The organism is Mycobacterium paragordonae (assembly GCF_003614435.1).
GTDB lineage: Bacteria > Actinomycetota > Actinomycetes > Mycobacteriales > Mycobacteriaceae > Mycobacterium > Mycobacterium paragordonae.
The window spans coordinates 5,387,831-5,407,881 of record NZ_CP025546.1; the positions used below are offsets into that span (position 1 = coordinate 5,387,831).

The 20,051-nt window shown below is 67.2% G+C and carries 16 protein-coding genes; 6 read left to right on the forward strand and 10 right to left on the reverse strand.

Features of this window, described 5'->3' with window-relative positions; all coding sequences use genetic code 11:
• The first annotated feature begins 217 nt into the window (after positions 1-217).
• Entirely contained in the window at positions 218-316 is a 99-nt protein-coding gene (locus C0J29_RS34850) for a hypothetical protein (RefSeq protein ID WP_162951543.1), read from the forward strand.
• Between the two features lie 7 nt (positions 317-323).
• Positions 324-3,215, forward strand: coding sequence for an MMPL/RND family transporter (locus C0J29_RS24050; protein ID WP_242460532.1), 2,892 nt, complete (start codon positions 324-326; stop codon positions 3,213-3,215).
• Here the strand turns inward: C0J29_RS24050 and C0J29_RS24055 are convergent.
• Positions 3,201-3,845 carry a DUF4245 domain-containing protein gene (locus C0J29_RS24055; RefSeq protein WP_240744006.1) on the reverse strand — a complete coding sequence of 215 codons (645 nt, stop codon included), beginning with the start codon at positions 3,843-3,845 and terminating at the stop codon, positions 3,201-3,203. The genes C0J29_RS24050 and C0J29_RS24055 overlap by 15 nt on opposite strands.
• 75 nt (positions 3,846-3,920) lie before the next feature.
• Here C0J29_RS24055 and glpX point away from each other — a divergent pair, with 75 nt between their 5' ends.
• The 3 genes from glpX to C0J29_RS24070 all read left to right on the forward strand — a co-directional run bounded on the left by glpX (position 3,921) and on the right by C0J29_RS24070 (position 7,549).
• Positions 3,921-4,997, forward strand: coding sequence for a class II fructose-bisphosphatase (gene glpX, locus C0J29_RS24060; RefSeq protein ID WP_065048844.1), 1,077 nt, complete (start codon positions 3,921-3,923; stop codon positions 4,995-4,997).
• A 26-nt stretch (positions 4,998-5,023) separates the two neighbouring features.
• A complete protein-coding gene (locus tag C0J29_RS24065; protein WP_120793776.1) occupies positions 5,024-6,439 on the forward strand; it encodes a class II fumarate hydratase in 1,416 nt (471 codons plus the stop codon).
• Positions 6,440-6,535: 96 nt separating this feature from the next.
• Positions 6,536-7,549 carry a hypothetical protein gene (locus tag C0J29_RS24070; protein ID WP_120793777.1) on the forward strand — a complete coding sequence of 338 codons (1,014 nt, stop codon included), beginning with the start codon at positions 6,536-6,538 and terminating at the stop codon, positions 7,547-7,549.
• On the opposite strand, the gene C0J29_RS24075 is transcribed toward C0J29_RS24070, so the two are convergent.
• The 5 genes from C0J29_RS24075 to glyA all read right to left on the reverse strand — a co-directional run bounded on the left by C0J29_RS24075 (position 7,518) and on the right by glyA (position 13,828).
• Positions 7,518-8,978: an adenylate/guanylate cyclase domain-containing protein gene (locus tag C0J29_RS24075; protein ID WP_120794943.1), complete on the reverse strand. Its 1,461-nt coding sequence runs from the start codon at positions 8,976-8,978 to the stop codon at positions 7,518-7,520. The two genes, C0J29_RS24070 and C0J29_RS24075, sit on opposite strands and share 32 nt — an antisense overlap.
• A gap of 52 nt (positions 8,979-9,030) precedes the next feature.
• A complete protein-coding gene (locus C0J29_RS24080; RefSeq protein WP_065048851.1) occupies positions 9,031-9,906 on the reverse strand; it encodes a polysaccharide deacetylase family protein in 876 nt (291 codons plus the stop codon).
• Positions 9,907-10,033: 127 nt separating this feature from the next.
• Positions 10,034-11,335: an RNA 5'-3' helicase PhoH2 gene (phoH2, locus tag C0J29_RS24085; protein WP_065048853.1), complete on the reverse strand. Its 1,302-nt coding sequence runs from the start codon at positions 11,333-11,335 to the stop codon at positions 10,034-10,036.
• A gap of 252 nt (positions 11,336-11,587) precedes the next feature.
• On the reverse strand, positions 11,588-12,415 hold the full coding sequence (locus C0J29_RS24090) for an acyl-ACP desaturase (protein WP_065048855.1): 828 nt from the start codon (positions 12,413-12,415) through the stop codon (positions 11,588-11,590).
• 132 nt (positions 12,416-12,547) lie between these two features.
• Positions 12,548-13,828 (reverse strand): serine hydroxymethyltransferase, encoded by a 1,281-nt coding sequence (gene glyA, locus C0J29_RS24095; protein ID WP_065048857.1) that lies wholly within the window; start codon positions 13,826-13,828, stop codon positions 12,548-12,550.
• Positions 13,829-13,962: 134 nt separating this feature from the next.
• Here glyA and coaA point away from each other — a divergent pair, with 134 nt between their 5' ends.
• The gene (gene coaA, locus C0J29_RS24100) at positions 13,963-14,901 is read left to right on the forward strand and encodes a type I pantothenate kinase (RefSeq protein ID WP_065048859.1); all 939 of its coding nucleotides are present in this window, start codon (positions 13,963-13,965) and stop codon (positions 14,899-14,901) included.
• Between the two features lie 7 nt (positions 14,902-14,908).
• On the opposite strand, the gene C0J29_RS24105 is transcribed toward coaA, so the two are convergent.
• The 4 genes from C0J29_RS24105 to C0J29_RS24120 form a co-directional block, all read right to left on the reverse strand.
• Positions 14,909-16,594: a PE family protein gene (locus C0J29_RS24105; protein WP_120793778.1), complete on the reverse strand. Its 1,686-nt coding sequence runs from the start codon at positions 16,592-16,594 to the stop codon at positions 14,909-14,911.
• Between the two features lie 309 nt (positions 16,595-16,903).
• On the reverse strand, positions 16,904-17,317 hold the full coding sequence (locus tag C0J29_RS24110; RefSeq protein ID WP_065048863.1) for a hypothetical protein: 414 nt from the start codon (positions 17,315-17,317) through the stop codon (positions 16,904-16,906).
• 147 nt (positions 17,318-17,464) lie between these two features.
• Positions 17,465-18,559, reverse strand: a complete 1,095-nt coding sequence (locus C0J29_RS24115; protein ID WP_065162883.1) for a methyltransferase — start codon at positions 18,557-18,559, stop codon at positions 17,465-17,467.
• 37 nt (positions 18,560-18,596) lie between these two features.
• Positions 18,597-19,967 carry a hypothetical protein gene (locus C0J29_RS24120; RefSeq protein WP_065162882.1) on the reverse strand — a complete coding sequence of 457 codons (1,371 nt, stop codon included), beginning with the start codon at positions 19,965-19,967 and terminating at the stop codon, positions 18,597-18,599.
• Between the last annotated feature and the right edge of the window lie 84 nt (positions 19,968-20,051).

The window sequence follows — 20,051 nt, forward strand, 5'->3', positions numbered from 1 at the left end:
TTGCGAGATCCTTGGCGAATTCTTGGTGGATCCTTGCCTTTCGGGATACAGCGGTGAAAGCCAACTCACTGCACTGCCAAAGGATTCTGGGTCAGCGGGCACAGCTCGTACCCCGCCGGGCAACGAAAGGACTTTGCCTGAATCAACTACGGGCGACAGCTAGTGCCCAATGTCCTTGCGCATCAGCGCGGCCGGCGCATAATCATGGGCAATCTTTGTGGGACAGGGTGATAACGACAGCATCGGTTGCTCGATCATGGTGGATGACGTAGTCAATGCCCAGGCGCGGTCAACGCCCGCGCCCGCCGCGTGGTGAACCCCGCGTGACTACCACGCTCGCCCGCGACCCCCGCACCGAACGGCCGGTGATCGCGCGATTGATCCACACGCTCGCGGTGCCGATCATCCTCTTCTGGGTGGCAGTCGCCGTGCTGCTCAGTGTGTTTGTCCCGCCATTGGAAGTGGTGGGTCAAGAGCACGCGGTGTCGCTGAGCCCCGCGGATGCTCCGTCCTTTGTGGCTATGAAAACGATTGCACGGGCATTCGACGAGGGCACCACCGACAGTTCCGTGTCGCTCGTCCTGGAGGGTGACCGACCTCTGGGCGACGATGCCCACAAGTTCTACGACGAATTAATCCGCAGGCTGAGAGCCGACCGGACGCATGTCCTGAACGTGCAGGACTTCTGGGGGGATCCGCTCACCGCGGCCGGGGCTCTCAGCAATGACGGAAAAGCGGTGAGCGTGCAGGTGAATCTCGCCGGTGATCAGGGCGACCCGCGGGCCAACGAATCCGTCGAAGCGGTCCGCGCGATTGTGAACAAGCAACCGCCGCCGCCCGGGGTCAAGGTCTACGTGACCGGGATAGCGGCGCTCGCGGCGGATTTGCAGCACAGCGGCGACACTTCGATGGTCCGGATCACCGTCACCTCGATCGCGGTGATCGTGATCATGTTGCTGCTGGTCTACCGTTCGCTCGTCACCGTGACTCTGCTGCTGGTCACGGTCGGTTTCGGATTGCTCAGTGCTCGGGGTGCGGTCGCGTTGCTGGGACACAACGGCCTGTTCGGGCTCTCCACGTTCGCGGTCAGCCTGCTCACTTCACTGACCATCGCGGCCAGCACCGACTACGGCATCTTCATCATCGGCCGCTACCAGGAGGCCCGGCAATCCGGTGAAGAACGGGAATCGGCCTTCTACACCGCATACCGCGGCACGGCTCATGTCATCCTCGGCTCGGGATTGACGATCGCCGGGGCCGTCTTTTGCCTCAGCTTCGCCCGGCTGCCCTACTTCAGGACCCTGGGACTGCCCTGCGCGATAGGGATGCTGGTCGCGGTGCTGGTCGCGCTGACGCTGGGGCCGGCGGTTCTCACGGTCGCCAGCCGGTTCGGCTACTTCGACCCGAAACGGCTGCTCAAAGTACGCGGCTGGCGGCGCATCGGCACCGCCGTGGTCCGTTGGCCACTGCCCATTCTCGCCGTCACACTGACCGTCGCCCTGATCGGCCTGCTCACCTTGCCCGGATACCGGGCCAACTACAGCGACCGGAATTATCTGCCTGACTTCGTTCCCGCCAACGCGGGTTTCATGGCGGCGGACCGCCATTTTCCCCAGGCCCGAATGAAGCCGGAAGTCTTAATGATCAAGACCGACCACGACGTGCGCAATCCAGCCGACTTCCTCATTCTGGACAAACTGGCCAAGGGCATATTTCAAGTGCCGGGAATTTCCCGGGTCCAGACGATAACCCGGCCGGCAGGAACGACGATGGAACACACGACGATACCGTTTTTGCTGAGCATGCAGAATGCCGGTTTGGCGGAGACCATGACGTTCCAACGCAAGCGGATGGACGACCTGCTGAAACAAGCCGACGAGATGGCCGAGACCGCGGCGCTGATGAGGCGGATGTATCAACTGATGACCCAACTCTCCGCGACCACCCACCGCATGGTGGGCGACACCGTTGAAATGCAACAGACCACGAAAGGGTTGCGCGACCGCCTCGCCGACTTCGACGACTTCTGGCGACCGCTTCGTAGCTATTTCTATTGGGAGAAGCACTGTTTCGACATTCCGATCTGTTGGTCGGCCAGATCCGTTTTCGACGCGCTGGACGGTCTCGACCAGATCGACGAGAAGCTGGACCGCCTCGTCGGTGACATCCGGCAGCTGGATGTATTGATGCCGCAAATGGTCGGGACATTTCCGCCGATGATCGATTCGATGGAGAGCATGCGCGTCATGGTGCTGAGCATGCACAGCACCATGTCCGGAATCTTCGAGCAGATGGATGAGACGAGCGAGGATGCCACCGCCATGGGCCACGCATTCGACGCTGCCAAGAATGACGATTCGTTCTATCTGCCGCCGGAGGTGTTCAAGAACGCGGATTTCAAGCGTGCCATGAAGCTATTCATTTCCGCCGACGGGCATTCGGTTCGGTTCATTATTCTGCACCGGGGAGATCCCGGATCGCCCGAGGGAATTGCCCGTGTCGATGCCATCAGAACGGCAGCGGAGGAGTCGCTCAAGGGCACGCCGCTGGAGGACTCCCAGATCTATCTGGCCGGCACCGCGGCCTTCTTCAAAGACATGTCCGACGGCGCCAGATGGGACCTGCTCATCGCGGGCATCTCGTCTCTCTGTCTGATCTTCGTCATCATGCTGCTCATCACCCGCGCCCTGGTGGCTGCCGCGGTCATCGTAGGTACGGTGGGCATTTCGCTGGGCGCCTCCTTCGGACTCTCGGTCCTGGTCTGGCAGCATCTGCTCGGCATCGAACTGCATTGGCTCGTAGTCGCCATGTCCGTCATCGTCCTGCTGGCCGTGGGATCGGACTACAACCTGCTGCTGGTGTCCCGGTTCAAACAAGAAATCGGCGCCGGCGCCGGCCTCAATACCGCAATCATTCGTGCGATGGGTGGCACCGGCAAAGTCGTGACGAATGCGGGCCTGGTGTTCACGTTCACGATGGCCACCATGGTGGTCAGCGATGTGCGGGTGATCGGGCAGGTGGGCACCACGATCGGAATCGGGTTGCTGTTCGACACCCTGGTCGTCCGCGCGTTCATGATGCCGTCCATCGCCGCCCTGTTGGGACGCTGGTTCTGGTGGCCGATCCCGGTGCGTACCCGGGCGGCCGGCGCCGGTTCACGCCGGGCCCCCATGCCGGGACAGGACCGTCTGGCTCGGCAGCTACCGAGTGGGTAGCGGCTGCGCGGACTGCGTCGCGGCCGCCAGCGTCCGGAACTGATCGGGCGTCCCGGCCCCGGTGATGGCGACCTGGGTGGGGCCCGCCGGGCTGGCGAGCCTGGTGGTCCACACCGGCTCGACCGCGCCGTTCTGGTCGGCACCCTGGTAGATCACCCAACTCGTGCCGTTGACGTCTACCGTCCCGCTCGGATACATGCCGGAATGGATGGAGCCGACCAGTTTGTCCTCGTCGGCATTGCTCTGCGTCAGGCTCAGGTACATCCCGGTCGGGCTGATGAACCCGACGGTCGAGGTGGCCGCATGCAAACGCTGGCCGGCGGCTGCGTCCGTGCGTCCGGCGTCGATTCCGCCACGCCCGCCGGAATTCGCCTGCCAGTCTGGTGGCAGTTGCGGCAACCGGATGGGGAATCCGAGGGTCGCGGCGTCTGCCCGCAGGGCCGCCGCGGCGTCATACGACGGAATCTTGCCCCGATTGGTCCCACCCGGTGCGATGGAGCACATCCCCACCATGCCCGCCAGCAGGATGCAGCCGATCACCAGAGGCAGCAGCGACCAGAACATGTCGCGTCCGTCCTGCAGCAACCGCGGCTTGGCCGGCTTGGGGGCAGGCTGCGGCTCCGAGGTCACTTTGCAAGTATCCCAGCTCCAGTCGAGCGTTCCGCTTCTGGGACAATCTGCAACCATGAACGAAGGGCGCCAACCATGACTGCACAGGGATCAGGCTCGTCGCCGACCGTTGCGACACCGTCGCACGCCCGACCGCGTGGCGAAGCCCCCGACCGAAACCTGGCTCTCGAGTTGGTGCGCGTCACCGAGGCCGGCGCTATGGCCGCCGGTCGCTGGGTGGGCCGCGGCGACAAGGAGGGTGGCGACGGCGCGGCCGTCGACGCGATAAGAGAACTGGTCAACTCGGTCTCGATGCGCGGCGTCGTGGTCATCGGTGAAGGCGAGAAAGACGAAGCCCCGATGCTCTACAACGGCGAGGAAGTCGGCAACGGCGACGGCCCCGACTGCGACTTCGCCGTCGACCCCATCGACGGCACCACGCTGATGAGCAAAGGCATGCCCAACGCGATCTCGGTCCTGGCAGTGGCCGACCGCGGGGCGATGTTCGACCCCTCGGCGGTGTTCTACATGAACAAGATCGCCGTCGGCCCCGATGCCGCCCACGTGCTGGACATCACCGCCCCGATCGCCGAGAACGTCCGGGCGGTCGCCCGGGTCAAGGAACTGTCGGTGCGGGACATGACCGTATGCATCCTGGACCGCCCCCGGCACGCCCAGTTGATCGCCGACGTCCGCGCCACCGGCGCCCGGATCCGGCTCATCACCGACGGGGACGTCGCCGGAGCCATCTCGGCCTGTCGGCCGGGTTCGGGCACCGACATGCTGGCCGGTATCGGCGGAACCCCGGAGGGCATCATCACCGCGGCGGCGATCCGCTGCATGGGCGGCGCCATCCAGGCACAGTTGGCACCCAAGGACGACGCCGAGCGCCAGAAGGCCATCGACGCCGGCCACGACGTCGGGCGGGTGCTGACCACCACCGACCTGGTGTCCGGCGAGAACGTATTCTTCTGCGCCACCGGCGTCACCGACGGCGACCTGCTCAAAGGCGTGCGCTACTACCCGGGTGGCTGCACCACGCAGTCGATCGTGATGCGTTCCAAGTCGGGCACCGTGCGCATGATCGAGGCCTACCACCGGCTGTCCAAGCTCAACGAATACTCGGCAATCGACTTCACCGGCGACAGCAACGCCGCCTATCCCCTGCCCTGACACCTATAAAAGCAAGGATCTTATCTATGGCCGATTCAGGCGCTCCCGAAGGCGAATACCGCATCGAGCACGACACCATGGGCGAGGTCCGGGTGCCGGTGAACGCGTTGTGGCGCGCGCAAACCCAGCGCGCGGTGGAGAACTTCCCGATCTCGGGTCGCGGTCTGGAGCGCACCCAGATCCGGGCGCTGGGTCTGCTGAAAGGCGCCTGCGCGCAGGTGAACAAGGACCTCGGGCTGCTGGACCCGGAGAAGGCCGAGGCGATCATCGCCGCGGCCGCCGAGATCGCCGACGGCAAGCACGACGACCAGTTCCCCATCGACGTCTTCCAGACGGGCTCGGGGACCAGTTCGAACATGAACACCAACGAGGTGATCGCGTCGATCGCGGCGGCCAACGGGGTGAAGGTGCACCCCAACGACGACGTCAACATGTCGCAGTCGTCCAACGACACGTTCCCGACCGCGACCCACATCGCGGCCACCGAGGCCGCGGTGCGTCATCTCATTCCCGCGCTCGAAGTGCTGCAGAACGCGTTGTCGGCCAAGGCACTCGAGTGGCAGACGGTAGTCAAGTCCGGACGCACCCACCTGATGGATGCCGTCCCGGTGACTCTCGGCCAGGAGTTCAGCGGGTACGCGCGCCAGATCGAGGCCGGCATCGAGCGGGTGCGGTCGACCCTGCCCCGGCTGGGTGAACTGGCGATCGGCGGCACCGCGGTCGGCACCGGCCTCAACGCCCCCGAAGGATTCGGCGTCCGGGTGGTGGCGGTGCTGGTCGAATCGACGGGCCTGTCCGAGTTGCGCACGGCGACAAACTCTTTCGAGGCGCAGGCGGCCCGCGACGGGCTGGTCGAGGCGTCCGGCGCGCTGCGCACCATCGCGGTGTCCCTGACCAAGATCGCCAACGACATCCGCTGGATGGGTTCGGGCCCGCTGACCGGCCTGGCCGAAATCCAGCTGCCCGACCTGCAGCCGGGCAGCTCGATCATGCCGGGCAAGGTGAATCCGGTTCTGCCCGAAGCGGTTACCCAGGTGGCCGCGCAGGTGATCGGCAATGACGCCGCGGTCGCGGTCGGCGGCTTGTCGGGCGCCTTCGAGCTCAACGTCTACATCCCGATGATGGCCCGCAACATCCTCGAGTCGTACAAGCTGCTGACCAACGTTTCGAGGCTGTTCGCGGACCGGTGCATCACCGGACTGGTCGCCAACGTCGAGCACCTGCGCGAGCTGGCCGAGTCCTCGCCGTCGATCGTGACCCCGCTGAACTCGGCCATCGGGTACGAGGAGGCGGCCGCGGTGGCCAAGCAGGCGCTCAAGGAGCGCAAGACGATCCGGCAGACCGTCATCGATCGCGGCCTGATCGGCGACAAGTTGTCGGAAGAGGAGCTGGATCGCCGCCTCGACGTGCTGGCGATGGCGAAGGTCGAGCCGCTCGACTGACTCGGATGGTGGCGGCCCGCAGGTACCCTGCGGTGGACGCGGTTGTGTGGCTATCTCAGCGTAGAGGCGGCCGGTGAGAGTAAGGGTGATTCAGTAATGACGGTTCCCCCCGGCGGTCCCTACGGTCAGGATCCCTACGGCACGAACCCGTATGGGCAGCAACCGTATTGGGGCGGCCAGCCCCAGGGCCAGCCACCCGGACAGCCGCAGGGCCCACCGCCCGGACAGCCGCAGGGCCCGCCGCCCGGCTCCTACCCGTATCCCCCACCGGGTGGTCAGTACCCGCCGGGCACCGACCCGTATGGCGTCCCCGGCGGTTATCCGCCTCAGCAATTCGGTCCCCCCGGACAACCTGGCTGGCAGCAGGGAGGCTACCCACCCGGTCCCCCGCCGTCCGGTGGCAATTCGAAGCTGCCGTGGCTGATCGTCGCCGGCATCGCGGTGCTGGGCGTCATCGTGCTGGTGGTGATCCTGGTGGTCTCGCTGAAGGGCAATGGAAACGAGTCCCCGACGGCGGGCCCGTCGGGGACGACGAGCGCCGCGACGTCGGCTCCCGACACGTCGATGCAGACCGCGACGGACTGCACTCCCAACGTCTCCGGTGGCAACAAACCCACCGGCGACACGGTCTCGGCCGGCAAGTTGTCGTTCCCCACCAGCGTGGCGCCGGGATGGCAGCCGTATGTGGACGACCAGAACCCCAACATGATCGACGCGGTCGGCCTGGGCGCGGAGGTACCCAACGCCAGTCAGTGGATGATGCAGGTTGAGGTCGCCGTCACCAACTTCGTGACCAGCATGGACGTCACCGCGCAGGCATCGAAGCTGATGGACTGCGTCGCCAACGGCCCCGGCTACGTCCAGTCGAATCCCACGCTGGGCCCGAAGAAGACGTCGTCGATGACGGTCGACGGGGTCAAGGCCGCCCGGGTGGATGCCGACGTCACGATCGCCGACACCACGCGCGGCGTGAAGGGTGACACGGTGACGATCATCGCCGTCGACACCAAACCGGTCACCATCTTCCTGGGCGCGACGGCCATCGGCGACAAGGCCTCGGCGGCCATCGTCGACAAAGTCATTGCTTCGCTGAAGGTTTCGAAGAAATAGCCGGCGTCCAGACGTGCGTCCGCTCGGACCGGCCGCGCAGCACCGTGGAATAGCACTCGTTCCAGCGGGTGCGCTCGGCCCGCTCCGCGCGGTCAATCGCGGCGCCTGACCCCAGGATTCGGCGGTCGGAGGTCTTGGCGAGGTCGGCCAGTCGCGCGGCCTCGTTGACCGCGTCACCGATCACCGTGTATTCGTAGCGGTTTTCGGCGCCGATGTTGCCGGCGAAGACTCGTCCGGCCGAGACGCCGATGCCGAAGTCCACCATCGGGAGCAGACGCAGTTTGTCGCCCAGAGCCCGCGCGGTGCCCAGGGCCGCCGCGGCCGGTTCACTCGTGCGCAGTGGCGCGCCGAAGATGACGAGTGCGGCATCGCCCTCGAATTTGTTGATGAGCCCCTGAAATTCTTCGACCGTACCTACGACGATTCGGAAGAAATCGTTGAGCACCTCGGCAACCTGTTGCGGCGGAAGGCTTTCGGTGAGCTTCGTAGAACCGACCAGGTCGATGTAAAGGATGGCCGCGTCGACCACATCGCCGGAGAGGGTGGCGCCCTCCTGCAGGGCGCGGCGCGCGACGTCGGGGCCGACGTGGCGGCCGAACAGGTCGCGGAGCCGGTCACGTTCCTCCAGCCCGCTGACCATCCGGTTGAATCCGCTTTGCAGGCGCCCGATCTGGGACCGTTCGTACACCCCGACGTAGGTGTCGATGTGGCCGTGCTCGACCTCGGCCATAGCGTCGGCGACCTCGGCGACCGGATCGGAAATCGAGCGCGACGTCAGGATCATCGTCGGCATGCCCAGCAGCAGGGCCGCCAACGACACCACCAGAATCGGCACGTCGAGCGAGTTGTTCCGCTCGACCAGCCAACCGGTGGACCGCATCGCCACGAAGGCCGCGATCACCCCGATCGGCAACGCGCTGCACAGAAACCAGAGCAGCACGAGTCGCGCGAAAACGCCCGGCACCATCAGTCGCGGCTCGCAACCGCGGGTGGCCGCGCTCATGATCGGCCGCAGGGTGCGCTGGGCGAGCAGCAAACCCGTACCGGCCGCCGCGGCGCCGCCGATCAGCACGCCGAGCGAAATCGGCACCATCACCGCGGCTCCGCCGTCGGTGTTCGGCAGGAGCACGATCACGCCGCACACGGCCCACGTCGCAGCCAGCAAGGCCGACTGCCGGCCCGCGAGTTTCATCGCCGCGTCGCGTTGCTCGGGTGTCGGCTCGTTCCCGGCGGTGAACCAGCGCAGGGTGGGCGCCAGGATCATGGGCCCGATCACCGCGACCGAGATCGTTCCCAGCACGATCAGCACCGCCACCAGGGCCGTGTTCTTCTCGGCGAAGTCGGCGTTGGCCACCGCGGGGCTGTGGCCTCGCATCGGGATCAGGATCGCGGCCGAGTCGATCACGGCGATGACGTACGCGAGCGCCAGGTCGGTGCCGTACTGAACTGACAGCCGCAGAGCAGATTTCGGCGACTCTGCCTTAAGCACCGTTGTTCGGCCCGCCCGAGTTCTGCCCCGGAATGTCGGTGATCGGAAGATTGGGCATCGGCTTCGGCGACGGGGTGTTCGGCAACGCCGGAATGTCGCCGGGCGGAATGTCGTGCAGCTCGTTGACGGGTGGGCCGTTATCCCGGCTTCCGTAGCTGCTCCCGGGTGCCCGCGGTCCCAGCAGCTCACTGACCGTCACCAGCCGGTAGCCGTTCGCTTTGAGCACCGGGATGAACTGATACACCAGATCGACGGTGCTCGAGTACGTGTCGTGGAACAGGACCACCGAGCCCGGTTTGATCTGTGCCATCAGCACCTGCCGGGTCGCGGCGGTATTGGAGTCATTGGCCCAGTCGAAAGGGATGACGTCCCAGAGGATTTCGGCGAGGCCGAAGTTGCCGGCCGCCTGCCTCACGGCGGGGTTGGAGAGTCCGCCGGCGGGCCGGTAGAGCGAGGGCTTGCGGCCCGTCGCGGCGACGATCGCGTCGTTGGCTCGGGAGAACTGCGCGGCGATGTCCTCGGGAGGAATCGTCGTCATGTTGGGGTGTTCCCAGGTGTGACTGCCGAGTTCCATACCGGCGTCGACCACCCGTTTGGCGCCGGCCGGGTTGGCCGCCACCTTGTTGCCGATCTCGAAGAACGTCGCTTTGGCGTCGTTGTCTTTCAAGATCTGCAGCAGCCGGTCGGTGTAGGGGCTGGGGCCGTCGTCGAAGGTCAGCGCGACGCACTTGACCGCCGCGCAACTGGGGTTGTCGGCGCGGGTGACGTGGCCGGTGAGACCGCCGATCACCAGCACCCCGGCCGCGACCACGACGCCGAAGACCATGCGCCAGTAGCGCCAGGCCTGATTGTCGGGTCGTTTCGGCACCAGGGAAGTTTACCGAACGTCTGGCGCACAGCCCCGACGTCGAGTGTGCGGTGACGGCGTTGATCCTGCGTAGAGGGTGCTAGACGCGCGATTTTTCCGCCCTCAGCGCAGAGTCAACAGCCGGGTATCAGTGCGGGCCGGCGATTTCCTCGAGCATCTCGGTGACCAGCGCGGCGATCGGCGACCGCTCGCTGCGCAGCAGCGTGATGTGGGCGAACAGCGGGTGGCCCTTGAGCTTCTCGATCACCGCGGCGACCCCGTCGTGCCGGCCTACCCGCAGGTTGTCGCGCTGGGCGATGTCGTGCGTCAGCACCACCCGGGATCCGGTGCCCAGCCGGGACAGCACGGTCAGCAACACGTTGCGTTCCAGCGACTGGGCTTCGTCGACGATGACGAAGGAGTCGTGCAGCGACCGGCCGCGGATGTGGGTCAGCGGCAGGACCTCGAGCATGCCCCGCGACAGCACCTCATCCAGCACGGCCGGGCTGGCCAGGCCTTCCAGGGTGTCGAAGACGGCCTGGGCCCACGGGCCCATCTTGTCGCTCTCGCTTCCGGGCAGGTACCCCAACTCCTGGCCGCCCACGGCGTACAGCGGGCGGAACACGACGACCTTGCGCTGGGTACGGCGTTCCAGCACGGCTTCCAGTCCTGCGCACAGTGCCAGGGCGGACTTGCCCGTGCCGGCCTTGCCGCCGAGCGACACGATGCCCACCGATTCGTCGAGCAGCAGGTCCAGCGCTACCCGCTGCTCGGCGGAGCGGCCCCGAAGCCCGAACACCTCGCGGTCGCCGCGGACGAGTTGTACGCGTTTGGCCGGAGTTACCCGGCCCAGCGCGTGCGAGCTTCCGCCCAGCAAACGAATCCCGGTGTGGCAGGGCAGGTCCCGGGCCTCGGCCAGGTCGATCTCACCGTCGGCGAACAGGGCGGCGATGTCGTCCGGGGCGGTCTCGACCTCGCGCATGCCGGTCCATCCGGACACCACGACATCTTGCGCGTGGTACTCGTCGGCCGGCAGGCCAATCGCAGCGGCCTTGACCCGCAGCGGAATGTCCTTGCTCACCAACGTCACTCGCTTGCCTTCGGCGGCGAGGTTGGCGGCGCAGCTCAGGATCCGGGAGTCGTTGCTGTCGGTCCGGAAGCCGGAGGGCAGCACCGACGGGTCGGTGTGGTTGAGTTCGACATGCAGTGAACCACCCTCTGTACCAACCGGAATGGGCTGGTCGAGGCGGCCGTGTTCCAGCCGCAGATCATCGAACAGACGCAACGCCTGGCGGGCAAACCAACCCAGTTCGTGGTGGTGGCGCTTGGCTTCGAGTTCGCTGATTACCACCAGCGGAACTACCACCTCATGCTCGGCGAACCGGCTGCAGGCCCACGGGTCGGACAGCAGAACGGAGGTGTCGAGCACGTACGTCCGGGTTTGGGTCACGGGGCGCTCCTCGAGCGAATGACGCTCGGGCGGACCCACGCGAGCGTGTCGGCGGGGGCCGCGGCACCAGGACCGGGGCCGGTCCTGCCGTTGGAGTGACGGAAGGTGCCGCCCTGGCAGCAGAGCAAGTCGCTGGCCATCACCGGCGACGCTACTCCCGTGGCCGCACCCCTGCAGTGCAGGCGCGCCGAGACGCTATCGAGACACGTAAACGCAACAGATTTCGGGCCCGCTAGCCGGTGCTAGTCGGTCCTAGTCGGTGACGAATCGCTGCAGTGCCGGCTCGTCGGCCAGGCCCCAGGCCGTGATGCGCTCGGAGATCACCTGCTGCAGCTGGCCGCGGTCGAAGATGCCGGCGTCGGCCACGACCTGCAGCTTGTCCTGGTAGGCGTCGATGTCCGCGCCGGGGACGTCGAGGTCGGCAGCGCGGCGGGCGATGGCCTCGATCACCTCGTCGCGGGAGTAATCCAGCAGGTGGGTGATCAGGTTGGCGAAGAACTCCTCGTGTCGCGCTTCGTCTCTCGCGATCCGGTCGACGAGTCCGGCCAGGATCGGCTCCTCGATCTGGGCGGCGAGGTTGCGGCAGAACGTGCCGTAGGTGCGCTCCGAGAAGGTCATGTAGACCAGCGTGTCGATCTGCGAGTACTTCTCGGTGCGGTAGCCCTTCATCACGTACTGGACGCGGGCGTTTTCGTTGGCGGTCGGGTCGACCTCGCGGGTCACCACCAGGTATTCCCGCAGCGCGATGGCGTGCAGGTGCTCTTCGGCGGTCCACCGGCCGATCCAGCGGCCCCAGTAGTCCTCGAGGATGAAGTGCTCGACGAACTCGCGGTGATGGGCTGCCAGGTTGTCCTTGAGCAGCAGCATGATCTCGCACGCGTCGGTGATCGGGCGGGGCAGCGTCGCCTGGGAGGGGTCCCAGTCGCGCCCGCCGAGGAACGCGAAGTTCTCGCCGCGGTCGAACGGGACGTAGTCGTGGGCGAACCAGATCTCTTCGGTGGCCAGGTGATGGGCCAGCAAGGACTCCACCACGGGCTCGAGTTCGAGGGTCAGCGCGTTAGCGACAGGTTTCTGTGCCATGCGGTAACTGTAACCCGCATTCACAGGTTCTTTCAAATTTCCGAAGGCGTGTCGCGCCTCACTGTGGCGAGCAGACGGAAAGTCCCCCTCTTCCGCGTGGAAAAGGGGGACTTTACGTCTCTTCGGCCTGACTCAGCGCCCGACGAGACCCCAGTCCTCGATCCCCTCGTACAGCGGGAACTCCCTGGCCAGCCGTGTCACTCGCGCGCCGAGTTCAGCGACGTCCGCCGAAGTCCCGGCAGCCAGCGCGGTCGCGATGATGTCGGCCACCTCGGAGAATTCGGCGTCCCCGAAGCCGCGGGTCGTCAGCGCCGGTGTCCCGATGCGCAGGCCCGACGTCACCATCGGCGGACGCGGGTCATTCGGGACCGCGTTGCGGTTGACCGTGATGCCCACCTCGTGCAGCAGATCCTCGGCGGCCTGGCCGTCCAGCGGGGAGTTGCGCAGGTCGACGAGCACGAGGTGCACGTCGGTGCCGCCGCTGACCACGGACACCCCTGCCTTGGCGACGTCGTCGGCCATCAGGCGATCGGCGATGATGCGCGCCCCCGACAGGGTGCGCTGCTGACGCTCGGCGAACTCGGGTGTCGCGGCGATCTTCAGCGCGACGGCCTTGCCGGCGATGACGTGCATCAGCGGTCCGCCCTGCTGACCCGGGAACACCGCTGAGTTGATGGACTTGGCGTACTCCTGCTTGCCCAGGATCATGCCGGACCGGCCGCCGCCGAGCGTCTTGTGAATGGTGGTCGACACCACGTCGGCGTGCGGCACCGGAGAGGGGTGCAGCCCGGCGGCTACCAGGCCCGCGAAGTGCGCCATGTCCACCCACAGCTTGGCGTCCACCTCGTCAGCGATCGAGCGGAACGCCGCGAAGTCGAGGATCCGGGGATAGGCGGACCAGCCGGCGATCAGCACCTTCGGACGGAATTCCAGCGCCTGCGCCCGCACCGCGTCCATATCGACCAGATGCGTGGTCGGGTCGACGCCGTAGAAAGCGTTCTCGTAGAGCTTGCCGGAGAAGTTCAGCCGCATGCCGTGGGTCAGATGACCGCCGTTGGCCAGGTCGAGACCAAGCAGGCGCTCCCCGGGCGACATCAGCGCGTGCAGCACCGCGGCGTTGGCCTGGGCGCCCGAATGCGGCTGCACGTTGGCGAAATCGGCACCGAACAGCGCCTTGGCGCGGTCGCGGGCGATGTTCTCGACCACGTCGACGTGCTCACAACCGCCGTAGTACCGCCGGCCGGGCAGTCCCTCGGCGTACTTGTTGGTCAGCACGCTGCCCTGGGCCTGCAGGATCGAGCGCGGCACGAAGTTCTCCGAGGCGATCATCTCGAGGGTGTCGCGTTGCCGCCCGAGCTCCTTGCCCAGCAGCTCGGCGATATCGGGGTCGACCTCGGCAAGCGGGGCGGACATAACGGAGGAAGCGACGCGGGCGCCAGGAGTAGCAGTCACGGGCATCAGTCTATCGAGACCCTGGTTGCGCAGCTGAGTCGCGTTTTGACCGGCCCCAGCGTCAGTGCCGCCGTCGTTGCTGAGAGACTGGCACCATGCCGCGGCCGAGCGAGCCGAGCCCCTATGTCGAGTTCGACCGACGGCAATGGCGCGCGCTCCGCATGGCTACACCCCTGGCTCTCACCGAAGAGGAACTGGTCGGGCTGCGCGGCCTCGGTGAACAACTCGACCTGCTGGAAGTCGAAGAGGTCTATCTGCCGCTGGCGCGGCTCATCCACCTTCAGGTAGCCGCCCGGCAACGCTTGTTCGCCGCCACCGCGGAGTTCCTGGGCGAGCCACAGCAAAACCCGGACCGCCCGGTGCCGTTCATCATCGGCGTTGCGGGCAGCGTTGCTGTCGGCAAATCGACCACGGCGCGCGTGCTGCAGGCACTGCTGGCCCGCTGGGATCACCATCCTCGGGTGGACCTGGTGACCACCGACGGTTTTCTCTACCCCAACGCGGAGCTGGAACGACGAAACCTGATGCACCGCAAGGGTTTCCCGGAGAGCTACAACCGACGGGCACTGATGCGGTTCGTCACCTCGGTGAAGTCCGGATCCGACTACGCCTGCGCGCCGGTGTATTCACACCTGCGCTACGACATCATTCCCGGCGCCAAGCACGTGGTCCGGCATCCCGACATCCTCATTCTGGAGGGACTCAACGTCCTGCAAACCGGCCCGACGCTGATGGTGTCGGACCTGTTCGACTTCTCGCTGTATGTGGACGCCCGGATCGAGGACATCGAGCAGTGGTACGTGTCGCGCTTCCTGGCGATGCGCAGCACGTCGTTCGCCAACCCGGAATCGCACTTCCACCACTACTCGGCGTTGTCCGACCCGCAGGCCGTCGTCGCGGCGAAGGAGATCTGGCGGTCCATCAACCGGCCCAACCTGGTCGAGAACATCCTGCCGACGCGGCCCCGGGCCACCCTGGTGCTACGTAAAGACGCCGATCACGCGATCAACCGGCTGAGGCTGCGCAAGCTGTAGGCGCGGGTCAGCCGTGGGCGCCCGGCTGGCCGAACAGGATGCCGGCGAGACCGCCGCCGGCGCCGACGCCGGCTTTACCCGGGTTGGTGAAGGCCCCGGTCGGTCCACCCGCCCCGCCGGCACCACCGTTGCCGATCAACCTGGCGTTGCCGCCGGCGCCGCCGTCACCCCCGTCACCGGCCGTGCCGCCGGTGAAATTGCCGCCGGCTCCGCCGCCGCCACCGGCGCCGCCATTGCCGTAGAACAGCCCGGCGACGCCGCCGATGCCGCCGTTGCCGCCGCCACCCGCACTGATACCGGTGCCGAAGTTGGCGCCGCCACCGGTTCCACCGGCCCCGCCGACTCCACCGTTGCCGAACAGCAGCCCGGCGTTCGCTCCGTTCCCGCCGTGTCCGCCGATGCCACCGGTGTTGGATGTCTCGCCGGCGCCGGCATTGCCGCCGCTCCCGCCGTTGCCCCACAATCTGGAGACCCCGCCGTTGCCGCCGTTGCCGCCGGCCAGCGGTTGGCTCGAGTTGATTGCGCCTACCATGCTTCCGCCGGCGCCGCCGCTGCCGCCGTTCCCGAATATCGCGACCCCACCGTCCCCGCCACTACCGGGAGCCGCGTTATCACCGTTGCCGCCGTAACCGCCAGAGCCCGCATCACCAAATAGCCCGGCATTGCCACCGTTACCACCCGATCCGCCAGTACCGCCGAGTTGGGCGCTTGCGCCGTTGCCCCCATTACCGCCCGCACCGTAGAGCCAACCGGCGTTGCCACCCAGCCCACCGTTGCCGCCACCGCTCGAGATGCCGGCGGGACCGCCGGTGCCACCGGCTCCACCGTTGCCGATCGTCCAGGCGTGGCCGCCGGCACCACCAGCGCCGGCACCGGCCCCGCCGAGGCCTCCCGTGCCGCCGGCACCTCCGTCGCCGTATATGTACCCACCGTTGCCACCGACGCCTCCGGCTCCGCCGGGCCGACCGGCTCCGGTGCCGCCTTCGCCGCCGTTCCCACCGATGCCACCGCTACCCCACAGGCCCGCGTTGCCGCCGGCTCCACCGACACCGCCTGCACCGGCACCGAAGACTGCCCTGGGTCCGGCGTCGCCGCCATTCCCTCCGCTTCCGTACAACCAACCGCCGCTGCCGCCCGCGCCACCGTTCTGGGCGTTACCAGTGACGGTGTTGGTCCCGCCGGCTCCGCCGGCGCCGCCATTGCCGATCAGCCCGGCGTTCCCGCCTGCTCCGCCGGCCTGGTTGGATCCGCCGGTGCCTCCGGCGCCGCCATTGCCGTAGAGAATCCCGCCGTCACCACCGCGCATCCCGGGGCCGCCGTTGGCACCGTCCCCGATCAGCGGGCGATTGAACAGCACCATCGTGGGCGCGTTGATGACGCCGAGCACGTCCTGGGGCAGGCTCTGTGCGGCGTTGAAGGCCTCGGCGGCTGCGTACGCGCCTCCGGTACCCGTCATCGTCTGGACGAACTGCTGGTGGAAGGCCGCTGCCTGCGCGTTGAGGGCCTGATACGTCTGCGCGTGCCCGGAGAACAGTGCCGCGACCGCGGCCGATATCTCGTCAGCGCCCGCAGCGGCAACCGCCGTGGTCGGGGCGGCCGCGGCGGCGGCGGCCTCGCTCAGCGTGGAACCGATCCCGGCTATGTCGGACGCGGCCTGCGCCAGCAATTCCGGTGCGGTTACTAAGAATGACATCGCTTGTCCTATCGCTATTCGTCGAGCCAGCGCGCGAAAATCACTCGAAGTATGGACGGTTCGCGGCGCAATCGTCGTGGAATCAGTCGGTTCTACTAGGGAACCCGTAGAACGCTTTTGACCGCCACAGGCAAACTGCACAACGCGGTGACCTTTCCTGTGCAGTTTGCACAGTCGCCGCCGGCATTCGGCGATCCGCCGGAATTACCGGCTTCCGGTAAACCGGCGGCTATTCGGACGGACAAGGCCGAGCGGGGCCGCTCACCGCAACGCTCAGGCGGTGGCAACCCCGCTCGGCGGGAAGGGGAGTCAAGCCGCCAGGCGGCGCACTCCCAGGTACTGCAGGCCGGCGAACGCCAGCGTGTAGACGCCGCTGGCCAGGGTCGCGGCCACCCCGATCGATGTCATCGGCACCAACTCCGCGGCGGCGATCGCAGCGACCGTGTAGACCAGATTCGCCGCGACGACGCCAAGGCCCGCGCGACGCAGGTTCGGCAACGCGGCCAGGCTGAACACGGCCAGTCCGTAAAGGACGAAGAAAGCGCCCATGCTGTATTCCTGACCGGACGTCAGACCGGTCAGCCGCGACACGGGGTCGGCCGCCACTGCGACGGCCAGCCCCATCAGTCCCGTCAGGGTGGCGTCGGCTCGCATCGCAAATCGGAGCAGCGAGTCGTTGGAGTCGGATAGCGGGCGGTGCTGCACACCGGAAATTGCGGTCATGTTCGGATCTCCTCAGGCGTTGGGGCGTTGGTTCGGTCGAACACTCCTGACGGTGCCGGTTATGCACTGCCAGATCGACGCATGGCACTGCCAATCACTGCCACACACCCCATGACCTGGGATTTCTTCTGGTGTACCGCCTGAAGATCAGACGGCCCGGGCCTCCACGATCCCGAAGGGCGACGCGGTTTCCACCACTCGCGTCAGCTGGAACCCCGCCTGCTGCAACAGCCGGCCGTACTCGGCCTCGGTTCGCTCCCGGCCGTCGACCATGACCAGCATTTCCAGATCGATCCACTTGGCCGGGATGTCGCGGTTGTGGTCGGGAATCACCTGTTCCAACAACAGGACGTGGCTGCCCGGCGCCGCGGCCTTGCGCACTCTGCCAAGAATGCTTATCGCGTCGTCGTCCGGCCAGTCGTGGATGATGTTTTTCAGCACGTACGCGTCGCCGCCGCCGGGTAACTCGTCCTCGAAAAAGGATCCCTCGACGATCCGCACTCTGTCTTCGACCCGGTGCTCGCGAAGTTCCGCCGGGGCGTCGGCGACCACCTGGGGCTGGTCGAACAGGATGCCGCGGGCCTGCGGCGCCGCGTTAAGGATCGCAGCGAGCAGTCGGCCGTGCCCCCCGCCGACGTCGACGATGGTGGAGTAGCCGCTGAAGTCGTAGGCCGCGACCAGCGGCGCGATCGACAGATCGGATGTGCTGGTCATCGCGTCGTTGAAGATGCGCGAAAGCTCCGGCTCGCCGGCCAGGTATTCGAAGAACGGTTTGCCACGCAGCTTGGAGACGACGGAACGTCCGCTGCGGATGGCGTCGGTCAGCTCGCTCCAGTGCTCCCGCTGCTGGCGGGTCCCCACAAAGCGGGCCATCCCGGCCAGCGAGACCTCAGCGTCGCTCCGCAACGCGTCGGCCAGCGGATTCAAGTCGTAGCGGCCGTCGCGCCGCTGCCGGAACACACCGCGACCGATCAACGCCCGGAGCAGGCGACTGATCGCGTCGGCGTCCGCACCGACCGCGGCGGCGATCTCATCGGCGGTCAACGGCCCGCCGGCGAGCGCATCCGCGATGCCGAGTTCGGCCGCCGCGGCGACCGCCTGGGCGACCCACGCGTCCAGGATCAGTTCCATCATCGCCGCCGGGGCCGGCACCATCCGCTGGTGCAGCCGGGCTAGGCGGTCACGGACCACTTCGAGTGCTCGCACGACGCGGGCGGGCGGCAGTTTGTCTGGCACAGGCATCTCCGTCTGCTGGTGTGTGTGAGAGACCGCGGTGGGATCAGTCGCTGGGGACTGTGACCCGGCCGCGTAGATCGGCGGCGATCAACCGCGCCGCCGCGTTCTGCCAATTGTGCAATGAACGCTGCGGCACCTCGGTGACCAGCCACTGCCAGGCCTGTCGCGCGGTCGGATCCAATCCGGCGGCGGTGGCGTTCTGGGCGTAGGCGCGCACGCCTACGACGTAGGGGAAGTACAGCGAGTTGTAGTAGCGCCATTCCTCAGTCGTGCCGAAGTCGCCGCCGTCGCGGGGCTTGAGCCGGCTGATGCCGTCGGCGAGCACCGCCTTGAGTTCGTTGGCACGCTCCACCGGGTGGTCCGGAGCGCCCCGGGCGGCCAGCCGCTCGTCGATCACCGGCAGCGCGGTCAGCGGGCTGGCGACCAGCTTGGTCAGGTCGGCGTAGTGACCCAGCGCCCGACGGGTCAGCCGAACGAAAGTGTCGTCGTCCACGTCGACCAGGGGGTCCGCCGACCGCAACGGCAGCGCGGCCCCGGCACCACGCAGTGCCGCCCGGTCAGCCCGGAGCTCGGGCGACCGGGAGAACGCCAGCCGGTCCATGATGCCGGCCAGCGGGTCGGCCAACACCTGCACCGTGATCGCGATCGCCAGGCTGGTGAACAGCAGCACGGTCATCGCGGTCTGCGCGGTCGGATCGGTCCGGGTCATCGCGAGCCCGACCAGAGCCTGACCGCCGAACAGCAGCGATACGGCAGAGCAGCCGACGAAGGAGCGCAGCATGTCGGCCCGCAATGCGTGGCCTTCGTCGAAGGCGTCCCAGAGGGCCACAGCCACTCCGAGCAGCAGGACATCGAATCCCGTCGAGGCCAAGGCAATCCAGCTCGGCACCAATCCCAGCGGGATGATCAGGATGGCGTTGGCCAGTGCGAAGAACAGCGTCGCGACGACGACTGCGCCGGTGACCGGCGCGGGCCGGGTCGGCCGCAGCACATTGCGGGCCATCGCGCCCAGGGTGGAAACGGAGATGACCGCGGACATCAGCCAGTGGCCGGGCCTCAGCGGACCGTCGACGTTGCCGGCCAGCGCCGCGGCCAGCAGGGCCAGCGCGGCGACAACGCCGACAAGCAGCAGTTCGCCGGTTCGCCCCTTGGGATTGTCAGCCGGACGGGCCAATTCGAGCAGGACCGCGAACCACGCCACTCCGGGCACGGCCACCAGGTAGACCTCGAGCTGGCTGAGCAGGTGCGCGTGCGCCGCACTGGTGTTCCGCACGGCGTCCAGGGCCACCACCAAGGCGAAGCCGCAGAGCCCGATCGCGGCGAGCACAAGCACCGGTTTGCGCGGATCGCGGGCCAGTAGATACAGCCCCAGCCACCCGCTCAGCGTGAACACCACCGCCGACAGCGCAGCCATAAATCCAGTCTGTCACGCGGCTGTTGACCGCGCCTCGCGTGTTGCGATTCGACGTTGCGGCGCCACGCCTGGCCAAGGCGCGCC